This is a genomic window from Ichthyenterobacterium magnum (assembly GCF_003610635.1).
GTDB classification, from domain to species: Bacteria; Bacteroidota; Bacteroidia; order Flavobacteriales; family Flavobacteriaceae; genus Ichthyenterobacterium; species Ichthyenterobacterium magnum.
In genome coordinates this window covers 187,717-206,449 of the sequence record NZ_RAQJ01000003.1, presented here as the reverse complement: position 1 = coordinate 206,449, position 18,733 = coordinate 187,717, and the positions used below count along the sequence as shown (strand labels likewise).

Sequence of the window (18,733 nt, the reverse complement as noted above, 5' to 3'; positions counted from 1 at the left end):
TATTCATTAATTAATAAAATTTTAAAGAAGTGAAGTTAAATACTAATTTACATTTATTTTTGTTTAAAATTTTATAGATGATTAATACTGATACTATAGTAGCTTTAGCTACGCCTTCTGGTGCTGGAGCGATAGCTGTGATAAGACTTTCGGGAGAAGATGCAATACATATAGCTTCAAAATTTTTTAAATCTGTTTCGGGTAAATTATTAGAAAAACAGAAAACACATACAGTACATTTAGGTCATATTGTAGATGATAAGCGGCTAATAGATGAAGTATTATTATCAATTTTTAATAATCCAAATTCATATACAGGAGAACATGTAGTTGAGATTTCTTGTCACGGCTCGTTGTATATTCAACAAGAAATCATTCAATTGTTTCTACGAAATGGTTGTAGAATGGCTAATGCAGGAGAGTTTACTTTACGTGCTTTTTTAAACGGAAAGTTAGATTTAAGCCAAGCTGAAGCTGTTGCAGATTTAATTTCTAGTGATAATGAAGCGTCGCACCAAATAGCAATGCAGCAAATGCGAGGTGGTTTTTCTTCAGAAATTGCCAAGCTACGAGAAGAGCTTTTAAATTTTGCTTCTTTAATAGAATTAGAACTTGATTTTGCTGAGGAAGATGTAGAATTTGCAGACCGTACCCAATTTAAAAATTTAGTAGAGCGCATTACCTTTGTGTTAAAACGCTTAATTGATTCTTTTGCGGTTGGTAATGTGATTAAAAGTGGTATTCCAATTGCTATAGTTGGAGAGCCAAATGTTGGGAAATCAACACTGTTAAATGCGCTTTTAAATGAAGATAGAGCTATAGTTTCTGAAATTGCAGGAACCACAAGAGATACAATTGAGGATGAAATTTCTATTGGTGGAATTGGCTTTAGATTTATTGATACTGCAGGAATTAGAGACACAAAAGATGTTGTTGAAAGTATTGGAATAAAAAAAACCTTCGAAAAAATCGAACAATCTCAAGTCGCTATATATTTGTTTGACGCTTTAAAGAGTATAGAGAGTTTGCAGCAAGTAAAAATTGAGATTGAAAAAATAAAAAACAAATACCCTCAAAAGCCATTATTGATTATTGCTAATAAAATTGACAAGTTAAATAAAACTCAACTTAAGATTTTAAGAGCTGAAATCTCTGAGGTTAAATTATTATCTGCTAAGTCAGGATTAGGAGTAGAGGCACTTACAGATTCTTTATTAAACTTAATAAATACAGGTGCACTTCGAAATAATGAAACCATAGTTACTAATTCTAGACACTATGATGCACTTTTAAAAGCTCTTGAAGAAATTCAAAAAGTCAAATATGGTTTAGATTCTGGTTTATCAGGCGATTTAATGGCTATAGATATACGTCAGGCTTTATACCACTTTGGTGAGATTACAGGTGAGATTACCAATGATGATTTATTAGGAAATATTTTTGCTAATTTTTGTATCGGGAAGTAACTTACTTTCTTTTATTTGTTAATCCTTTGTTATTGTTGGTTTTATAGTGTTTTATCTTCTTTTATTTGTTGCTTATTTACTCTTTTTTGATTAAATTTGTTGTATATCTGTTGCCTTAAATATGGATTTGTTGCCCAAATCTGTTGACGAAAATAAAGGCGAAATGATGCACCATAACGCACCACGTTGCACCATTACGCTACATAAAGCACCATTTATGAGCAGTAATTTATTCATTCCTAAAACTTGTAAGCATTGCGGTAATGCGTTTACAGCACGCACAACAGTTACTAAATACTGTGGTGATACTTGTGCAAAAAGGGCATATAAGGCTCGCAAGCGTCAAGAAAAAATCCAAGCTACTCTTACTGAAGATATGCAACAGCAAAAACAAGTTGTTGAAGTTTACAATCCTAATGCTGTAAATAACAAAGATTTTTTAAGCGTTACAGAAGCCTCACAACTTATTGGTGTGAGTAGATGGACCATTCAAAGAATGATTCAACAAGGACGTTTAAAAGCAGTTCCTTTTGGTAGAAAGCGTATTGTGGCCAGATGGCAAATAGAAAACCTCTTTAATTAATTCCATTATGAAAGTAACATTAAGACAACGCAAGAAGAACGACAAAATAAGCCTGTATTTAGATTACTATCATAAAGGTAAACGTAAAACCGAATACTTACGCTTATACCTTACACCAAATCCTAAAACCAAAACGGAAAGAGAGGTAAACAGGAAAACGAAGCAACTTGCAGAAACTATTTGTGCACAACGACAGATTGAAATTCAAAACGGTATTTATGGCTTTCAAGATATTGAAAAGCTAAAAGGCAGTTTTATTACTTATATCACAGCTTTAGCAGAAAAGAAAAATACAAGCTCTGGCAATTATGGTAATTGGAATAGTATGCTAAAACATTTAAAAAAGTTTTGTCCAACTGATGTTAGTTTTCAAGATATAGACAAATCATTTGTTGAGCGTTTCAAAGAGTATTTAGATAAAGATGCAATAGGTAGAGCAGGTAAGCAATTGTCTCAAAATTCAAAATATTCATATTTCGGGAAATTTTCAGCAGCATTAAAACAGGCTGTAAAGGATGGTATATTAAAAGTAAATCCTGCAAATGGTGTTGAATACTTTAAACAAGGCGAACCTCAACGAGAATTTTTAACGCTTGATGAATTACAAAAGGCAGTTAATACAGAATGTGAACTGCCTATTTTAAAGAATGCTTTTATTTTTTCAGCTTTAACCGGATTACGTTGGTCAGATATTGAAAAACTAATATGGTCAGAAATCCAGCACTCTAAAGAAATGGGATATTATATCAGGTTTAGACAAAAGAAAACTAAAGGTGTTGAAACCTTACCAATATCAGACCAAGCAAGAAATCTATTAGGAGAAAAAGGTAATCCAGATGATAAAGTGTTTGATGGCTTACATTATAGTGCCTGGTCTAACTTAAAGCTACAACAATGGATGATGAAAGCAGGTATTACTAAAAATATAACCTTCCATTGCGCGCGCCATACCTACGCTACCTTACAATTAACATTGGGTACAGACATATATACAGTATCAAAATTATTAGGTCATAAAGAATTACGCACTACACAGATATATGCTAAAGTAATTGACGATAAAAAGAAAGAAGCTGCTAACCGTATTCAACTGGATTTATAATGAAAGGAAGTGTATTTTCAAGTTTGGTTTCTATAACCAATGGCTTACATAGAGATAATAGACAAAAAAAGGATTTTAAATACCTACTGTCTGATTTTAAATTGAATCCAAAAGCCAATAATGCAGTTTTTAAAGTAAACTTTAAAAAGCCTTTAAATGCGAAAAAAGAATACTACCAAAAGCTAATCTTTATTGAAACAGAAAATACAGTAGCATCATTTTCAAAAGAATTTCCCGTAAATGCAACTACACCGGAAAATAAATATAGCTATACTATTCTACTTAATAAATTTGATAAGTACTTAAATGACATTGCAACTTATATCAATAAGAGAGGAATAACAGCAGATTTAAATAATGATGATAATTATATCATAAACTACTTAAAAGTGTCTGCTATAAGATTGTATGCTGAACTACAAGAGCAATACGGTCAGTTTTCAGAAAACACAACATTTTCTATTTCAGAAATTGCAGAAAAATACTTTAATGATGAAACTTTTGATGTTAATGTGATAGAAAAGAGCACCACTAAAAAAGTTGCTACCAAAAAAACATCAAAAACGAAAGCAAAACCAAAGACTTCTTTCGGATATAAAAGTAATGACACTTCAACTTTGCTAACTGTGCTCAAACTGGTAAATCTAAAAATAGATTTGTTAGATAACCGTACAACTGTAGAACAGTTGCACGAACTCTTATTAGCAAAAGATTTCACAAATACAGAATCGCAAATTTATCTTCAATGCGAGACGACACAGTTTAGTTACCTTGTAACAAAACTTAAACCATTTTTTATTTATTTCAATCCTACGGCAATAGAACGTTCTGGAAAATTTGTTACCAAAACAGGTACGCTATTAAAGGCTAATAATCTTCACAAAAACAAAGTTCATAACCCAAAAGAAAAGGAAGAAATAGATAAAATTATCCAACAACTGCAATAAAAAACAGTAAGAATAGTAAGAAACCTTACTGTTGTCTTACCCTTGTTTTACACTCTTACTAAAATCGAGAAGCCAATTTTGAACCTTTGTCCTGTTCTTGAAAACCAAGAATGACATTTGGCCAGATGTCCATTTACTATAAACTAAAATTTTATTAGTTATGGACGAAATATTAGAACGTCTCAAAATTATTGAACAGCACGTTTTAGACAGAAACATTATTGTAAAAAACGTATTGAGCTTCAACGAAGCGTGTAAGTTTTTGGAATTATCACAATCCCATTTATACAAACTTACAAGTACAGGAACCATTCCACATTATAAACCGAATGGAAAGAAAATTTATTTTAACAGAGTCGAATTAGAAGAATGGTTATTAAGTAACCGTGTTGATTCACAAGATGAAATCGAACAGCAAGCTGCCGATTACCTAATTAAGAAAGGAGCGGTGAAGTTATGACTGAAATAATCGATTTAATCTTGGCACTCTCGCAAGAAATAAAGGACATTAAAGCACGTATCGAATTGTTACGACAATCGAGAGCAGAAGTATTAAAAGATACGTGGATAGACAATCAAGATGTATTACAGACCTTACATATAAGTAAGCGAACACTACAAACTTTAAGAACCAATGGCACTTTGCCTTACAGCAAAGTAAAAGGTAAATTTTACTATAGAGTTGCTGACATTGAGCAGTTGCTTCAAGACAACTACTACAACCATAATTTCAAGCGAGATGGAAATAAGTAGAGAAGCAATTTTAGACAAAACACATTATGGTTTAAAAATCTATGCCTATGTGTTGAGACAGTATTATCCTAATCAAACAGTCCTTTCTGTAAAAGGAAGGGACTGTGGGATAACTCGCAATCCATTTAATGGTGGTAAAGAAACCTTACGGATTCATATTGATGGTGTAATAGCAACACATCGAGATACTGAACTAAAAACTTTTAACGGTGATGTATTCGATTTTGCACAATATCATTTTAGAATAACCGATGAAGAAGAATTGTTGCATAAGATTAACCAAGAGTTGCATCTCAATTTAGAAGTCAAGGAAAAGAGCGAATTAGATTGGTTGAATGGTCCAGACGATACTTGGTATGCTTACTGTAGCTTTTTCAAAGCCCCAGTTCGCAATGTGTTTCCTGCGGAAACTATGCGGTTATATCAAGTATTTGCATTAATCACAAGTGATAAATACAAAAGAATTACTGAAGATTTAAGAGCAATAAGCGATGTAAAAGAAGCACGTAAATTCAAAGCTAATCGCTTTGATTACGTCACTTTTTCAGGAACGTTTGAAAAGCGGAATGATAACAATTTGTTACAGCATTCCAATCTATTAACTATTGATTTTGACCATTTAGAAAATCTACAAGAGTTAAGAACACAATTATTGAATGATGAATACTTTGAAACCGAAATGCTATTTACATCACCTTCTGGTGATGGCCTAAAATGGATTATCAGAATAGATGTTTCAGAAGTAACACATTCAGAGTATTTCACGGCAGTAGCCAATTATATTAAGCATACTTATAACATTGAGGTTGACCAGTCAGGTAAAGACGTTTCCAGAGCTTGTTTTTTACCATACGACCCAACAGCCTTTTTACATAAAAGACACCAAGCATTATGACCAAAATATTTAATCCAAAAGAATGGTTGGAAGTTCCAGAAGAGCAACCGCAACCAACAAGCAACAAAGCAACAACGAATGTTGTTGCTGTTGCTGATAACGACATTGAAACCTACATTTCAGCAATTGAGCAATCAGGTATAGACATAACAGGAAATTATGCCACTTGGAGAGATTTAGGATTTGCTTTAGCTGAAGAATATGGCGAAACAGGAAGAGACTACTTCCACAGAATAAGCAAAAACTATGTAGGTTATGATTCAAAAGAATGTGACGAACAGTTTAACAAATGCCTAAATGCTAAAGGTCACGGCATTACCATTGCAACGTTTTACCATTATGCGCATCAGGCAGGTATAAAACCAATGAAGCAACAAAACAACAACGAGGTTGCAACAAATGTTGCAACTGTTGTTGATGTACCAGAGCAAGCAATGCCAACAATACCAGATGAGGTATTTAATACCTTACCGCAGTTTTTACAACAAGTTGTAAACCCTTCGAGCAGTCAAGAGGAAAAGGACATTTTGTTGTTAGGAGCTTTAACGGCTTTTAGTGCCTGCTTTCCTAAACTCTTTGGTATCTACGACCAACGTAAAGTCTTTGCCAATTTATACCTGTTTGTTACCGCACCTGCATCTGCAGGTAAAGGCAGACTTAACCAAATTAAGAATTTGGTAGACCCTGTACATAAGTTAAAACGTGAACAAGCCAAAGTACTAAAACAACAATTTAATACAGAAATGGCAACGTATAATATGAACAAGGGTAAAGATGAAAACTTGGAGAAACCAGGTAAACCACCCGAAAGGATGTTGTTTATTCCTGCCAACAATAGTGTTACTGGAGTATATCAATTAATTTCTGATAATGAAGGTAAAGGATTGATTTTTGAAACTGAAGGAGATACATTAGCACAAGCTTTTAAGAGCGATTACGGTAATTATAGCGATGGTTTTCGTAAAGCTTTCCATCACGAAACAATAAGCTATTATCGTAGAACAGATAGAGAGTATGTAGATATTGAAAAGCCTTGTTTATCAACAGTATTGTCAGGTACACCTAAACAAGTAGCAACCTTAATTCCAAATGCCGAAAATGGTTTGTTCAGTCGTTTTATGTTCTATTATATGAATATAAAACCTACTTGGAAAAACGTATTTTCAAGTAACAACAATGTTGGTTTAGATGATTACTATTCACAATTGGGTAATGAGTTTTTGGGCTTATATAAAACACTAAAGAATAACCCAGAGATTGAAGTAAGGCTAACAACACCTCAACAACAGATATTCAATACGTTTTTTGAATCCTTACAAACCAAATACATCAACTTACAACCCGAAGAGTATATTGCAACCATAAGGCGATTAGGCTTAATTGCATTTCGTTTAATGATGTTATTTACGGTATTTCGCATTATGGAAGATGGTGATGTTAACCAAGTAAAAGAATGTGAGGATGTCGATTTTCAAAATGCGCTTACTATTATTTCTATTTTGGTAAAACACAGTAGTAAAGTGTTTAACGATTTACCGATAGAACAGAAAGCGGCAAAACGTTTAAATCGAAAGGAAAGGTTTTTAGAAACCCTACCAAAGAAATTCAGTAGGCAAGATTATTTGGATCTGGCAATCAAACAAAGCATCCCACACAAAACAGCAGAGGGTTATATTACAAAGTTTGTAGAAGCAAGATTAATACATAGAGAAGCACACGGTGTCTATTTAAAGATTGTTTGATTGTCAAAGGGTTTTGAATTGCAATGATTTAGTTTCTTTATTTCAAAAAGAGAAAAAACTATACATAATTTGCGACTATAACCTACATTTTTTAGTATAGGCATCTGTAATATTTTCATCAATTGCTTAAAAATTGTACATTAGTTTTATCGATTGAGTTTAATACTCATTATTATGAACTTTTCATTTTTAGTTACCATAAACCACCATGATAATAAACCGCAAAATCCCTTTTAAATTTTTACTTAACGAAATAAAAATTCCATTAATAATAGTTGTCCTTTTAGGCTTTATTTTTGGCTTGTTACCAAAATATTTCCCCAATTTTTCACCTGAAATACCGATAGGTATTGCCACCACGTTAGGTATAGCCATATCTATTTTGCTGTCATATAAAATCAATCAATCGTACAATCGCTGGTGGGAAGCCCGAACCATTTGGGGAGCCATAGTGAATGATAGTCGTTCTTTGGTATTACAACTTCAACTTTATTTGAATGAGAATGATGAACTTTTGCGCAAGATAGCCCACTATCAAATTGCTTGGTGTTATGCTTTAGACAAGTCATTAAGAAAACAAGATGTTCTTTCCGGATGGGAAAACCTGTTAAATAAAGAGGATTTGGAAAAAATAAAAAAACAATCCAACATACCTTTAGCTATAAATCAACTTCAAACAGAAGCCGTTAGAAAGCTATATGAGAAAAAAACGATTGAAGAGTTTGCAAGAACACAACTTGAAGTAACACTAACGAGATTAGTAGCTTCTATGGGGAAATGTGAACGCATAAAAAACACCGTTTTTCCACCAACATATGGTCAAGCTTTAAATATATCTATCTACTTGTTTGTTGTTTTTTTAAGTTTATCCCCTGTGCTTCAACTTAATCTTTTCTTACAAATCATTATTCTACTTTCTATTTCTATGTTGTTTTTCATTTTACAAAAGTTAGCACATCAACTTCAAGACCCATTTGACAACCATGAGACAGATACACCTATGACTTCTTTGTCCAGAACAATTGAAATTAATATCCGTCAATTATTGGACGAAAAAGATATTCCCGAACCTATTCAACCAAAAAAGTTTTATTTAATGTAGTAAAAGCTTTCAAATTGATAAAATGGCAAAGCTGGGTGTCATTTCGAGTTAGAATAAAGGCCTATTTTATGTTATATTTGAAGTATAATAAATAAAAATATTTAAAGAATTAAATGAAAAAATTATTTTACATCTTCCGTTATGTGAGTTGGATTGCAGTTATATGCTCTTTAATAGGGTCATTACTTTTGTTTGTGGTAGGAGCTTTAAAAACCATTAATGCGTTACGGGTGGTATTGTTTGATTATGTTCCGAAGGATAAAGCGCATTTACATAGTGCTGATGTAGCTACAACCTACCTTATCAAATCGTTGGACACCTTTCTTATCGCTTTAATTCTATTTATTTTCGCTCATGGTGTATATACATTGTTCATTTCCAATAAAAAATATGAAGATGGAAATGGCGTACTAAAATGGGTTCGAACTCCTAATATTGGACATCTCAAAAATGTACTTGCAGAGGTTATTGTTATAATTTTGTTCGTGAAGTTTCTTGAAACGGTCTTTGTTAACATAAACAACCTTAAATGGGAAATTGCCATTCTTCCTATTTCAGTGTTGTTGTTAGCTCTTGGTCTCAAATTTTTGCATCTTGACAAAGAAGAAAACTCAAACAAAAAAGATAAACCTGAATAAATTATGAGCAGAGGATTTGTAAAAGAAGATGACCAAGAGGAAATCCCTATAGTACCACCAAGAGCCCACTTACCAGAAGGTGTAACAAACTATGTAACTCCAATGGGAATGGATGAACTATTGACTGAAAAGCAAGTGCTACTTGATGAAAAGAATGAATTAAGTATTAAAGATGAAAACGAACGTCGTATAGCTTTAAATCATATTGATGCAAAATTAAATTTGCTAAACAGCAGAATTTCTTCAGCAAAAGTAGTAGATTTAAAAACACATCCTCCGCATGAAATTCGTTTTGGAGCATCTGTAACACTCAAGAAAGAGAGTACAAAACAAATCGAAAAATACCAAATTGTAGGTGTGGATGAGGCTGATATTTCTAAAGGGAAAATTTCCTTCATTTCACCATTGGCCAAAATGCTAATTCATAAAAAAGTGGGTGACAGGGCTATTTTAGAATTGCCACAGAAACAAAGAGTTTATGATGTTTTAGAAATAGAGTATTAGTCTGACTGACAACTTTTTTTTAGCCTTTCCCGAAATATTCACAATAGAAACATCCATATCCAGTTACTGGTGAAATTGTGGTTAAAGCACATAAGTTACTATAATGTGTATGCCAGAAATTTGACTATCTTTATGTCTGTACATCATTTTTAAACAGAAATAACAGAAACCATTTTTATGTCAACAGGCGTTTTTATTTTACATTCCAATAACACCCCAGCAGGTGACCAACCCGAAGCAATCGCACAAATTGTTTCTGGAATAGAGTCGGGAGCAACCCATCAAACACTTAAAGGTATTACAGGTTCAGGTAAAACCTTCACAATGGCAAACATCATCCATCGGTTAAAACGTCCAACGTTGATTCTTGCACCCAACAAAACACTAACAGCACAGTTATATCAAGAAATGAAACAGCTTTTTCCTGAAAATGCGGTTGAGTTTTTTGTTTCGTATTATGATTATTTTCAACCTGAAATGTACCTACCTGGTAGCGACCGTTTCATAGAAAAAGATTCGTCAATTAATGAGCAATTAGAACGATTACGTCTTTCAACTACAAAATCACTTATTGAGCGAAAAGATACAATTGTAGTAGCATCCGTTTCATCTATTTATGGATTGGGTGACCCTAAAGATTATAAGGCGCTTCAAGTGCATCTTGAACTCGGGATGCCGATTCTTATTGATGAGTTCGAAAAACAACTTTCATCAGTACAATATGACCGTACACAGCATAGTTTAAAAAGAGGGGTTTATAAAATTGATGGAAATACAATCGATATTTTCCCTGCCGATTCTGAATATAAGGCAGTACAGTTGGTAATAGATAATGGAAAGGTTAGTTCGTTAAGATATATCGATTCAGCATCAGGAAACCATATAGAAGACATCACACAATACGCTGTGTCACCAAAAACGTTATTTGCACCGTCCCATGTACAGGCATCCGAAGCGGCAGACCAGATTTTATTAGAGATGGAAGAGCGTATTGCCCAACTTAATCAAGAGAATCGATTAATAGAAGCAGACCGTCTCTACGAACGCATTACAGATGATGTTAATATGCTCAAAACTGTTGGGTATTGTTCCGGAATGGAAAATTATGCAAGTTACTTTAGTGGGCGTGACCCAAAACTACCGCCAACAACACTTCTCGACTACTTGCCTAAAGACGGTCTTTTGTTCATCGATGAATCTCACGTAATGATTCCGCAAATATCGGCAATGTATAAAGGCGACCAAGCACGTAAGGACACGCTTATTGATTACGGTTTTAGATTGCCTTCGTCAAAGAATAACCATCCATTGAGTTTCGAGGAGTTTGAGAAATTAAAACCACAAACAATTTTTGTTTCTGCGACTCCAGGAGCATATGAGTTAAAAGTCTCAAAAGGAAGGGTTGTTGAACAAGTTGTTAGGCCTACAGGCTTACTTGACCCTGTTGTAGAAGTACGACCTAAAGATAATGCTATTGAAGATTTGTTGGGCGAAATAAAAACCTGTGTAGAAGCAGGCAATCGAGTTTTGATTACTACACTCACAAAGGTTGCAGCAGAAAGTCTTCACGAATTTATAGTAGATAAAGGTTTTAGGGCACGATATTTACATTCGGATTTTAAAACTATTGAGCGTACAGAAATCATCAACGGATTAAGAGCAGGCGAATTTGATATTTTAATAGGAATAAGCCTATTGCGTGAAGGATTGGACATTCCAGAAGCTTCCTTAATGGCTATTTTAGATGCTGACCATGCAGGGTTTTTGCGTTCGGTTAATGCATTAATACAAATGATTGGTCGTGTGGCCCGTAACGTCAACGGAAAAGCTATTATGTATGCAGATAATATTACACCTGCTATGAAAGAGGCTATTGATGAAACCGAAAATCGCAGGAAACGACAAATAGCCTATAATGCAGAACATAATGTTACACCAGTAACTTCGGCAAGAAAACTGAATGTTGAAGATGAGAGCGTGGAAGAAACATTCTCCCACCCAAAAGATTTTTGTGAGAATCTTGATGAACTTTGTGAAAGGATTACAGAAAAAGAGCAACAACTTTTGGTAGCTTCTAATGATAAGGATGAACAAACTATAATGAAAATCCGTCAAGAATTAGATAATCTATACAGGCAGTATATTTATATGTGATAGAATAGATATTTAATACAGTTAGTTTTTCTATTGTTTCAAGTAAAACTAAATGAACTTTTAGTAAAGCATCAAAAAATGAAAGCAATACAATTTACAGGCTACGGTGATATTTCTGAAAAAGTAATAATTTCTGAAATACAAAAACCAATCTTAAACAAAGATGAAGTGCTCATTGAAACCCGTTCTGTTAGTGTTAATCCTTTGGATATTAAGGTAATTGAAGGAAAACTTAAAGCAGTACGTAAATTCAAACTGCCAGCTACTTTAGGATATGATGTCAGTGGTATTGTAGTGGATAAGGATAAAAATGTAACTGATTTCAATATTGGAGATGAAGTTTTTTCAAAAGTTAATAAACAAGGAACTTTTACAGAGTTCGTAGTTGTACACAAAGATATTATTAGCCTAAAGCCCAAGAATGTAAATTTTGAGGAAGCTGCCAGTTTACCACTTGTAGGATTAACAGCAATTCAGGCTTTAAAACGCGGAAAATTAAAAGAGGGAGATAAGGTTTTAGTTCATGCTGGTTCTGGTGGTGTAGGTTCATTTGCTATTCAATACGCAAAATACAAGGGAGCCTATGTGTATACTACTACCAGTACAGAAAATGTTGAATGGGTGAAGAAACTTGGGGCTGATGTTGTTATTGATTATAAAAGTCAAAACTATTTAGATATTGTAAGTAATGTTGATTTGGTATTAGATACACTTGGCAACAAATTTACCGAAGATGCTTTTAAGGTTATTAAAACTGGAGGGAAAGTAATATCGCTTGTTGGTCCTATTGACAAAGAAACTGCCAGCCGGATGAAGTTGAATTTTTTCGTTAAATTAATTTTAGCTTGGCGAAGAAGAAAAATCACTAAACATATTCGATTAAAGTCAGCCTACTACAGTTTAATTTTTATGAGAGCTAATGCAAAACAACTCAATGAAATTGCTGAACTTGTAGAATCAGGAATAGTGAAGACCAATTTAGATAAGGTCTTTACCTTTAATGATGCTTTGCAAGCATTGCTTTATGTTAAAAAAGGACGAACAAAGGGAAAAGTTGTTATAAATGTAAAGGCATAACAAGTAAAGCCTTGAACAATAACAAACAATTTTTTATTACTAAATCGGTATAAAAAAGGGGATAATTTTTAAATCATCCCCTTTAATTTTATCTATTTTCTTTGAAATTAATAACGTCCCTTTAGCATACCGTGTGGATCGATAACAAACTTCTTATTCGAGCCATCAGAAAAATCTTGATAAGCTTGAGGTGCTTCATCTAAAGTAATAACCTCTGGGTTCATAATAGTTTTCATAGAGATTCTATCCCAAAGAATGGCTTGCATTATCTGATAATTGTATTTCCCTATCGGTGCCATACCTGTCTGGATACGTAATGATTTTAACCAGCCTTTACCCCAATCAACAGTCAGTTTTCCTTGTTTAGCGTTTTCATCTCTTCCGCCCGGGTCAACAGGAGTATAAATCCCTGGAATGCCTATACCACCACTTGCACGTACAACGTCAAAGAGGTCATTGATTACGGCATTCGGATTTTCTTTCTTATAATCCTCATCCCCATGTCCGTGTGCTTCATATCCAACAGCATCTACTCCTGCATCTACTTCAGGAACTCCAAGAATTTGCTCAATTTGTTCAGCTACGCTTGCATCCAAAGTTAAGTCTACGGTTTCCATTCCTGCTTTTTTCACCAGTTCTAAACGGTCTTTGTTCATATCACCAACAATGACGCATGATGCTCCCAAAAGTTTAGCAGATTCGGCAGCACATCGACCTACAGGTCCTGCACCAGCAATATAAACAGTCGACCCCGTAGTAACACCTGCGGCAAAAGCACCGTGGTATCCTGTTGGAAGAATATCAGACACTAATGTTAAGTCCAGCATTTTATCCAATGCCTGCTCCCTGTCTGGAAATTTCAGTAATTGAAAATCAGCATAAGGTATTAAGCAATATTCCGATTGTCCACCAAGCCATCCGCCCAAATCAAAACCATAAGCACCTACAGGAGCTTCTGGATTAACTGTCTCACATACATCAGTATTTCCTTTCTTACAATTTCTACAACGTCCGCAGGAAACATTGAAAGGTACGGAGACTATATCTCCTACTTTTAGAAATTCAACATCTTTACCAATCTCTACAACTTCACCCGTAATTTCATGACCCAATACATGTCCAACAGGAACAGTAAAACGTCCTCTAAAAATGTGTTGGTCACTACCACAAATGTTGGTAGAAACCACTTTAATGATTACGGCATGATGAATATCTTTTCCTCTTGGATCTTGAAATTTGGGATAGGCAATATCATTTACTTCTAAATTCCAAGCCCCTTTGTAGACAACTCCTCTGTTACTTGACATACTTTTTTGTGTTTTAGTTAATTGATTTCTTTTTTACCAACCTTTTGGTGATGACGGTAGATCCTAAATATAAGCAAATTATTGCTAATTATAAAGTTAAATTATCCTGTTTCGTATCATTTAGAGTTACTTTTAGTATCTAACAAATGTTTCTTGAACAAATATTTCAAGTAAAATTTAATCCTTAAATTAGACAGATTATCATTACACTTAATAGAAACACCTTATAAACATCATTAATTATGAAAACACATATTGGATTAACAAGTGAAAATGCTAATGCAGTTGCAGAAATATTATCTAAACTATTAGCAGATGAGTATATACTTATCACAAAGACTAAAAAGGCACACTGGAATATAGAAGGAGCAGACTTTAAACCGATGCATTTGTTTTTTGAAGAACAGTTTGGACAAATAGATGGTTTTATTGATACCGTTGCAGAACGTATTAGAAGTATAGGTCATTATACACCAGGTACTTTAGCCGAATTTTTGGATTTAACCCATCTTACAGAAAAATTCGAAGGCAAGAACAATAGTAACGATTATATTAAAGCATTACTGTCTGACCATGAAAGTATTGTTTACTCTATTCGTGAAAACATAAATAACATAAATAATTCTTACAATGATGAAGGTACTTCTGGTATGTTGGGGTCATTATTGGAAGAGCACGAAAAAATGGCTTGGATGCTTCGAGCAAGCTTATAATAAATGAGTTGTTAAGGATTTAAAGGAATTGAGGATTTAGAGTAATTTTATTTTGGTCAATATTCCTGTAAATATCTTAAATTCAATGCTGTAATTACATCAGCAGACGAATTTTGGTCGTAGGTCTTTTGAGAATACTGCTTAAACAAAAACCTGAAAAAGACCACCGCATCAGCTGTACGAACACGGTTAAGGAAACGAGGATTTTAAATCCTCATTTCTTTGTGTAGTAATACAGTTTCCTTATTTCCTTAACTTCCTCACTTTCTGTTAATAACTGTTTATATCTTTTTCTTACTTCTTTTTTTCTTTTTCTTACATTAGACAAAATCTGACAAGTCTAATTAATGCTATTATGGAGTTTGGCGAATACATACGCTCATTACGCGAAAAGCGCAATTTGCTATTAAGGGAAATGGCTGCTAATATCAATATGGATGTGGCTTATTTAAGCAAGATTGAACGAGGAAACCGTTTGGCAAGACGAGAGCAGGTAATAGCATTTGCAAAAGAATTAAAAGTAGATGAAAGCAAATTAATTAAGCTTTGGATGTCCGAACAGATTGTACAAATGATAAAAAACGAAAAAGACAGTACGGAAATCCTCAAAATAGCTGAAGAAAAAATTAGTAAGATTGAAAAAAATGAGAGTTTATGAAATATTTGTTTAACTCAAGCGGTAACTGGATTGCTTTTAAAATAGATAGTTATCTTTTTAATAGTAATGCTAATTGGATTGGTTGGTTCCCTTGGGATGACGAACACGCAGTTGATAAAAAAGGTAATTATTTGGGGAGTATTTTTGATAATGACCGTTTCTACAAAATACTCAATTTTCCTTATAGAGGTTATCCTGGTTACCCTGGTTATCCTGGTTACCCTGGTTATCCTGGTTACCCTGGTTATGCAGGCTATTCTATTCGTCCACAAAATACAAAAGACTATACTGTTGAAGAATTAAAAAAATTAGAGAACTAACTTCTTAAAATATGTAAATGAAATTAGACAATTTATATTCATTAAGGCGAGATTTTGTAGTAATAGGTTTAACAGGCCGTACGGGGTCAGGTTGTACCAAGGTAGCAAATCACTTAACTTATAGCTACACTAAATTCAAAAAGCAAGATGGGTTAAGACCTCTTTCCGATTTCGACCCAAGAGATCTTTTTTATAGGAAGTATAAGATTTTAAATGAATTTATGGAGTTCAAAGGAAATTGGATTCCTTTTGAAAAAATAATGTATAAAAACGTAATTGTTTTTTATCTATTTAACAAAGAGGGAGGTAACCTAAAGTTTTTAAGAAAGATTTTAGAGAAATATTTTGTAGAAAAATTAGGTGAAGATAATTCGGATATTGTATCAAATGTATTTAAAGATATTGTCAATCTTCATTTGGAATACAAGGAATTAATAGATGACATAAAAAGTTTAGGTGAGGTAAAAGATATTAAATCTAAAGATGATTTGTCTAAACTAAATGAGATTTTCTTTAAATCAGACTTTAAGCATTTTTGTCATAAATTATTTATGGCTTTAGAAAAATATGGATTTTTCAGACGTACACTTTTCTTACATTATTTAGCATGTAATATTAGGCAAACAGGCCATCCTCTTAAAGAGAAAGGGGAAGGAATTAAGCATGTTTATACAATTGCGGAGGTTATAAATAGGCTAATTAAGGCACGAAAGGCTAATAATAATGGTATGCCAACAAGAATAGTAATAGACTCTTTAAGAAACTCATTAGAGATAATGTTTTTTAAAGAAAGATATTCAGCATTTTACATGCTCGCTACTAAAGATGTAATAGGAAATTCAAAAAGAAGAATACAAAAAAGACTTGAACATATTATAGATGACGAGATAGAGAGGGAAAAGGTAGCAAATAAGCTGTTGGAGCTTGATGAAGTTGAATATAAAACAGGTGATTTTTCAAAAGGTTTATTTTCTTCCCCTGATGTTGAAAATTGTATTCAGAAAAGCGATTATCATATACTTAACTTAAAAAAAGAGGATATAAAGACGTTTTTTGATTTGCATTTAAATGAAAAATTCAAGGAACGTAATTTCATTACAAGAGAAGAGCAATTATTAAAGTTAATGGCTTTAATTGCTCAACCGGGTTTATTAACCCCGAGTTCACCAGAAAGGTGTATGCAAATAGCTCATACGGCAAAATTAAATTCAGGGTGTATTTCAAGAAATGTTGGCGCAGCTATTAGTGATGAAGATTTTTATATTAGGTCGGTAGGATGGAATGATGTTGCAAAAGGACATACACCATGTAATTTAAGGAACATTAATGATATAATTAATCCAAAATCTAAACAAGAATTAGAAGAATCAAATCATTACAGTCCGTTTGAGAAGGGGAATCACTCACAAAATGCCTCATTCAAATACAAAGGGGAGTATCCAGAGAATTTCCCAACTGCTTTGACAGATTATTTTAAAGATAGCTACAGCAAGAATAAAGATGATTTAAATGGTAAAAATTGTTCATTCTGCTTTAAGACTGTTCATAATCATTATGAAGGTGAAGCAAATCAGGTGCATACACGTTCTTTACACGCTGAAGAAAATGCAATGTTACAAATTACTAAACTTGGAGGACAAGGTATTAAGAATGGTATACTTTTTACAACAGCAAGCCCTTGTGAGTTATGTGCTAAAAAAGCCTATCAATTAGGTATTAGAACAATTTATTTTATTGACCCTTATCCAGGTATTTCAAGTGATCAGATTTTAAAAGGTGGAACAGAAACACCAACAATGATACCTTTTGCTGGAGCCATAGGTAACGTTTATCATAAATTATATGATTCTTTTATGGCTTATAAAGATGAGGTTTCTATGACACTTGACATTAAACAAAAAAATAAGTTTGGTATTCAATTTAAAAGTTTATTAAAAAGTTTAAAAAAATCAGATAAAGAAATCGAAGAGTTTCTTGAAAGTAAAAACCAATTCTCTGATGAGGATGTTATAGAATTGATTAAAAATGGACTTTTAAAAAGTGAGCAAAAAAAAGAATAATGAAATGTCAAGAATAAACGCACTTTCAAATTTCAGAAAAGATAACAATATTTTCTTTTTAGACTTGGAGTTACAAACCTTTCGCAATTATGCAAAGTTTGTCGAAGACCATTTTGATAGTTCCTTGACTAATCACGAAAAGGAATATACTAAAATAATGAAGAAAATTGAAGCTGAACCTAAAAAGTATGCGGATGAATATTTAAATCATTTACAGGATACTTTAGTTGATAAAGTAATCGAAATTGATAGGGATTTTGTACAAAGTTTTAGGGCTTCAATGATTACACAATTGTTTTCTTTTATAGAACGGACTATTCAAGACGTGTGTAATTCTTATTGTTTAATGCATAATAAAGAGTTTGGTTTGGATGATTTACGTGGTAATAGTGAATTTGAAAAAGCAAAGTTGTTTTTAACAAGAGCTGCTAAAGTTGATATTAAAGAATTAGAACCTCATTGGTCATATATAAATAATTTAAGGAGAGTGAGAAATTGTATTGTACACAATAACAGTACAGTCTTTGGTGATGAAATTAGAAAATATAATACTCTAAAATCCTTTTCTAAAGGAAGATATATTTTATTGGAGAAAGATAGGGATATTGTTTATTACAACTTGGTATTTGACAACAAGAATTTTATTAATGAAATCATTGAAAATATATTAGGTCTATTTGAAAAACTTGAAAAGTACGATGTCTATTTATAA

Annotated in this window: 19 protein-coding genes; 18 read left to right on the top strand and 1 reads right to left on the bottom strand. The window is 33.0% G+C overall.

Going from position 1 to position 18,733, the window contains the following annotated elements:
• Nucleotides 1–77: 77 nt before the first annotated feature.
• The 13 genes from mnmE to BXY80_RS09130 all read left to right on the top strand — a co-directional run bounded on the left by mnmE (nt 78) and on the right by BXY80_RS09130 (nt 12,963).
• Complete coding sequence (gene mnmE, locus BXY80_RS09190; RefSeq protein WP_120201213.1) at nt 78–1,466, top strand: tRNA uridine-5-carboxymethylaminomethyl(34) synthesis GTPase MnmE; 1,389 nt, start codon at nt 78–80, stop codon at nt 1,464–1,466.
• Between the two features lie 121 nt (nt 1,467–1,587).
• Nucleotides 1,588–2,049, top strand: a complete 462-nt coding sequence (locus tag BXY80_RS09185; protein WP_245977233.1) for a helix-turn-helix domain-containing protein — start codon at nt 1,588–1,590, stop codon at nt 2,047–2,049.
• Nucleotides 2,050–2,056: 7 nt separating this feature from the next.
• Complete coding sequence (locus tag BXY80_RS09180) at nt 2,057–3,151, top strand: site-specific integrase (protein WP_105473073.1); 1,095 nt, start codon at nt 2,057–2,059, stop codon at nt 3,149–3,151.
• The gene (locus tag BXY80_RS09175; protein ID WP_105473072.1) at nt 3,151–4,098 is read left to right on the top strand and encodes a DUF6617 family protein; all 948 of its coding nucleotides are present in this window, start codon (nt 3,151–3,153) and stop codon (nt 4,096–4,098) included. Before BXY80_RS09180 ends, BXY80_RS09175 begins: the two co-directional genes overlap by 1 nt.
• A gap of 160 nt (nt 4,099–4,258) precedes the next feature.
• Nucleotides 4,259–4,558 (top strand): helix-turn-helix domain-containing protein, encoded by a 300-nt coding sequence (locus BXY80_RS09170; protein WP_036122936.1) that lies wholly within the window; start codon nt 4,259–4,261, stop codon nt 4,556–4,558.
• Complete coding sequence (locus BXY80_RS09165) at nt 4,555–4,851, top strand: helix-turn-helix domain-containing protein (protein ID WP_120201211.1); 297 nt, start codon at nt 4,555–4,557, stop codon at nt 4,849–4,851. The genes BXY80_RS09170 and BXY80_RS09165 overlap by 4 nt, the downstream gene beginning before the upstream one ends.
• Complete coding sequence (locus BXY80_RS14015) at nt 4,838–5,746, top strand: BT4734/BF3469 family protein (RefSeq protein ID WP_120201208.1); 909 nt, start codon at nt 4,838–4,840, stop codon at nt 5,744–5,746. The genes BXY80_RS09165 and BXY80_RS14015 overlap by 14 nt, the downstream gene beginning before the upstream one ends.
• Nucleotides 5,743–7,488, top strand: a complete 1,746-nt coding sequence (locus BXY80_RS09155; protein WP_120201207.1) for a DUF3987 domain-containing protein — start codon at nt 5,743–5,745, stop codon at nt 7,486–7,488. Before BXY80_RS14015 ends, BXY80_RS09155 begins: the two co-directional genes overlap by 4 nt.
• A 208-nt stretch (nt 7,489–7,696) precedes the next feature.
• Nucleotides 7,697–8,590 (top strand): bestrophin family protein, encoded by an 894-nt coding sequence (locus tag BXY80_RS09150; protein WP_120201205.1) that lies wholly within the window; start codon nt 7,697–7,699, stop codon nt 8,588–8,590.
• Between the two features lie 113 nt (nt 8,591–8,703).
• Nucleotides 8,704–9,228, top strand: a complete 525-nt coding sequence (locus BXY80_RS09145; RefSeq protein WP_120201203.1) for a YqhA family protein — start codon at nt 8,704–8,706, stop codon at nt 9,226–9,228.
• Between the two features lie 3 nt (nt 9,229–9,231).
• Nucleotides 9,232–9,732 carry a GreA/GreB family elongation factor gene (locus BXY80_RS09140; protein WP_120201201.1) on the top strand — a complete coding sequence of 167 codons (501 nt, stop codon included), beginning with the start codon at nt 9,232–9,234 and terminating at the stop codon, nt 9,730–9,732.
• Between the two features lie 177 nt (nt 9,733–9,909).
• Entirely contained in the window at nt 9,910–11,886 is a 1,977-nt protein-coding gene (gene uvrB, locus BXY80_RS09135; RefSeq protein WP_120201199.1) for an excinuclease ABC subunit UvrB, read from the top strand.
• A 78-nt stretch (nt 11,887–11,964) separates the two neighbouring features.
• Nucleotides 11,965–12,963: an NADP-dependent oxidoreductase gene (locus tag BXY80_RS09130; protein ID WP_120201567.1), complete on the top strand. Its 999-nt coding sequence runs from the start codon at nt 11,965–11,967 to the stop codon at nt 12,961–12,963.
• Between the two features lie 107 nt (nt 12,964–13,070).
• Here the strand turns inward: BXY80_RS09130 and BXY80_RS09125 are convergent, their stop codons facing one another.
• A complete protein-coding gene (locus tag BXY80_RS09125; protein ID WP_120201197.1) occupies nt 13,071–14,270 on the bottom strand; it encodes an alcohol dehydrogenase catalytic domain-containing protein in 1,200 nt (399 codons plus the stop codon).
• A gap of 242 nt (nt 14,271–14,512) precedes the next feature.
• Here BXY80_RS09125 and BXY80_RS09120 point away from each other — a divergent pair, with 242 nt between their 5' ends.
• From BXY80_RS09120 to BXY80_RS09100, 5 genes are all read left to right on the top strand, one after another.
• Nucleotides 14,513–14,983 (top strand): Dps family protein, encoded by a 471-nt coding sequence (locus BXY80_RS09120; RefSeq protein ID WP_120201195.1) that lies wholly within the window; start codon nt 14,513–14,515, stop codon nt 14,981–14,983.
• A gap of 355 nt (nt 14,984–15,338) precedes the next feature.
• The gene (locus tag BXY80_RS09115; RefSeq protein WP_120201193.1) at nt 15,339–15,641 is read left to right on the top strand and encodes a helix-turn-helix domain-containing protein; all 303 of its coding nucleotides are present in this window, start codon (nt 15,339–15,341) and stop codon (nt 15,639–15,641) included.
• Entirely contained in the window at nt 15,638–15,961 is a 324-nt protein-coding gene (locus tag BXY80_RS09110) for a 4-fold beta flower protein (RefSeq protein ID WP_120201191.1), read from the top strand. The genes BXY80_RS09115 and BXY80_RS09110 overlap by 4 nt, the downstream gene beginning before the upstream one ends.
• A 17-nt stretch (nt 15,962–15,978) precedes the next feature.
• Nucleotides 15,979–18,021, top strand: a complete 2,043-nt coding sequence (locus BXY80_RS14055; protein WP_120201189.1) for a cytidine/deoxycytidylate deaminase family protein — start codon at nt 15,979–15,981, stop codon at nt 18,019–18,021.
• A gap of 4 nt (nt 18,022–18,025) precedes the next feature.
• Nucleotides 18,026–18,733 carry a hypothetical protein gene (locus BXY80_RS09100; RefSeq protein WP_147376122.1) on the top strand — a complete coding sequence of 236 codons (708 nt, stop codon included), beginning with the start codon at nt 18,026–18,028 and terminating at the stop codon, nt 18,731–18,733.

Coding starts and splice junctions, on each gene's coding strand:
- mnmE (WP_120201213.1), top strand. CDS start 78: ATGATTAATACTGATACTATAGTAGCTTTAGCTACGCCTTCTGGTGCT.
- BXY80_RS09185 (WP_245977233.1), top strand. CDS start 1,588: ATGGATTTGTTGCCCAAATCTGTTGACGAAAATAAAGGCGAAATGATG.
- BXY80_RS09180 (WP_105473073.1), top strand. CDS start 2,057: ATGAAAGTAACATTAAGACAACGCAAGAAGAACGACAAAATAAGCCTG.
- BXY80_RS09175 (WP_105473072.1), top strand. CDS start 3,151: ATGAAAGGAAGTGTATTTTCAAGTTTGGTTTCTATAACCAATGGCTTA.
- BXY80_RS09170 (WP_036122936.1), top strand. CDS start 4,259: ATGGACGAAATATTAGAACGTCTCAAAATTATTGAACAGCACGTTTTA.
- BXY80_RS09165 (WP_120201211.1), top strand. CDS start 4,555: ATGACTGAAATAATCGATTTAATCTTGGCACTCTCGCAAGAAATAAAG.
- BXY80_RS14015 (WP_120201208.1), top strand. CDS start 4,838: ATGGAAATAAGTAGAGAAGCAATTTTAGACAAAACACATTATGGTTTA.
- BXY80_RS09155 (WP_120201207.1), top strand. CDS start 5,743: ATGACCAAAATATTTAATCCAAAAGAATGGTTGGAAGTTCCAGAAGAG.
- BXY80_RS09150 (WP_120201205.1), top strand. CDS start 7,697: ATGATAATAAACCGCAAAATCCCTTTTAAATTTTTACTTAACGAAATA.
- BXY80_RS09145 (WP_120201203.1), top strand. CDS start 8,704: ATGAAAAAATTATTTTACATCTTCCGTTATGTGAGTTGGATTGCAGTT.
- BXY80_RS09140 (WP_120201201.1), top strand. CDS start 9,232: ATGAGCAGAGGATTTGTAAAAGAAGATGACCAAGAGGAAATCCCTATA.
- uvrB (WP_120201199.1), top strand. CDS start 9,910: ATGTCAACAGGCGTTTTTATTTTACATTCCAATAACACCCCAGCAGGT.
- BXY80_RS09130 (WP_120201567.1), top strand. CDS start 11,965: ATGAAAGCAATACAATTTACAGGCTACGGTGATATTTCTGAAAAAGTA.
- BXY80_RS09125 (WP_120201197.1), bottom strand. CDS start 14,270: ATGTCAAGTAACAGAGGAGTTGTCTACAAAGGGGCTTGGAATTTAGAA.
- BXY80_RS09120 (WP_120201195.1), top strand. CDS start 14,513: ATGAAAACACATATTGGATTAACAAGTGAAAATGCTAATGCAGTTGCA.
- BXY80_RS09115 (WP_120201193.1), top strand. CDS start 15,339: ATGGAGTTTGGCGAATACATACGCTCATTACGCGAAAAGCGCAATTTG.
- BXY80_RS09110 (WP_120201191.1), top strand. CDS start 15,638: ATGAAATATTTGTTTAACTCAAGCGGTAACTGGATTGCTTTTAAAATA.
- BXY80_RS14055 (WP_120201189.1), top strand. CDS start 15,979: ATGAAATTAGACAATTTATATTCATTAAGGCGAGATTTTGTAGTAATA.
- BXY80_RS09100 (WP_147376122.1), top strand. CDS start 18,026: ATGTCAAGAATAAACGCACTTTCAAATTTCAGAAAAGATAACAATATT.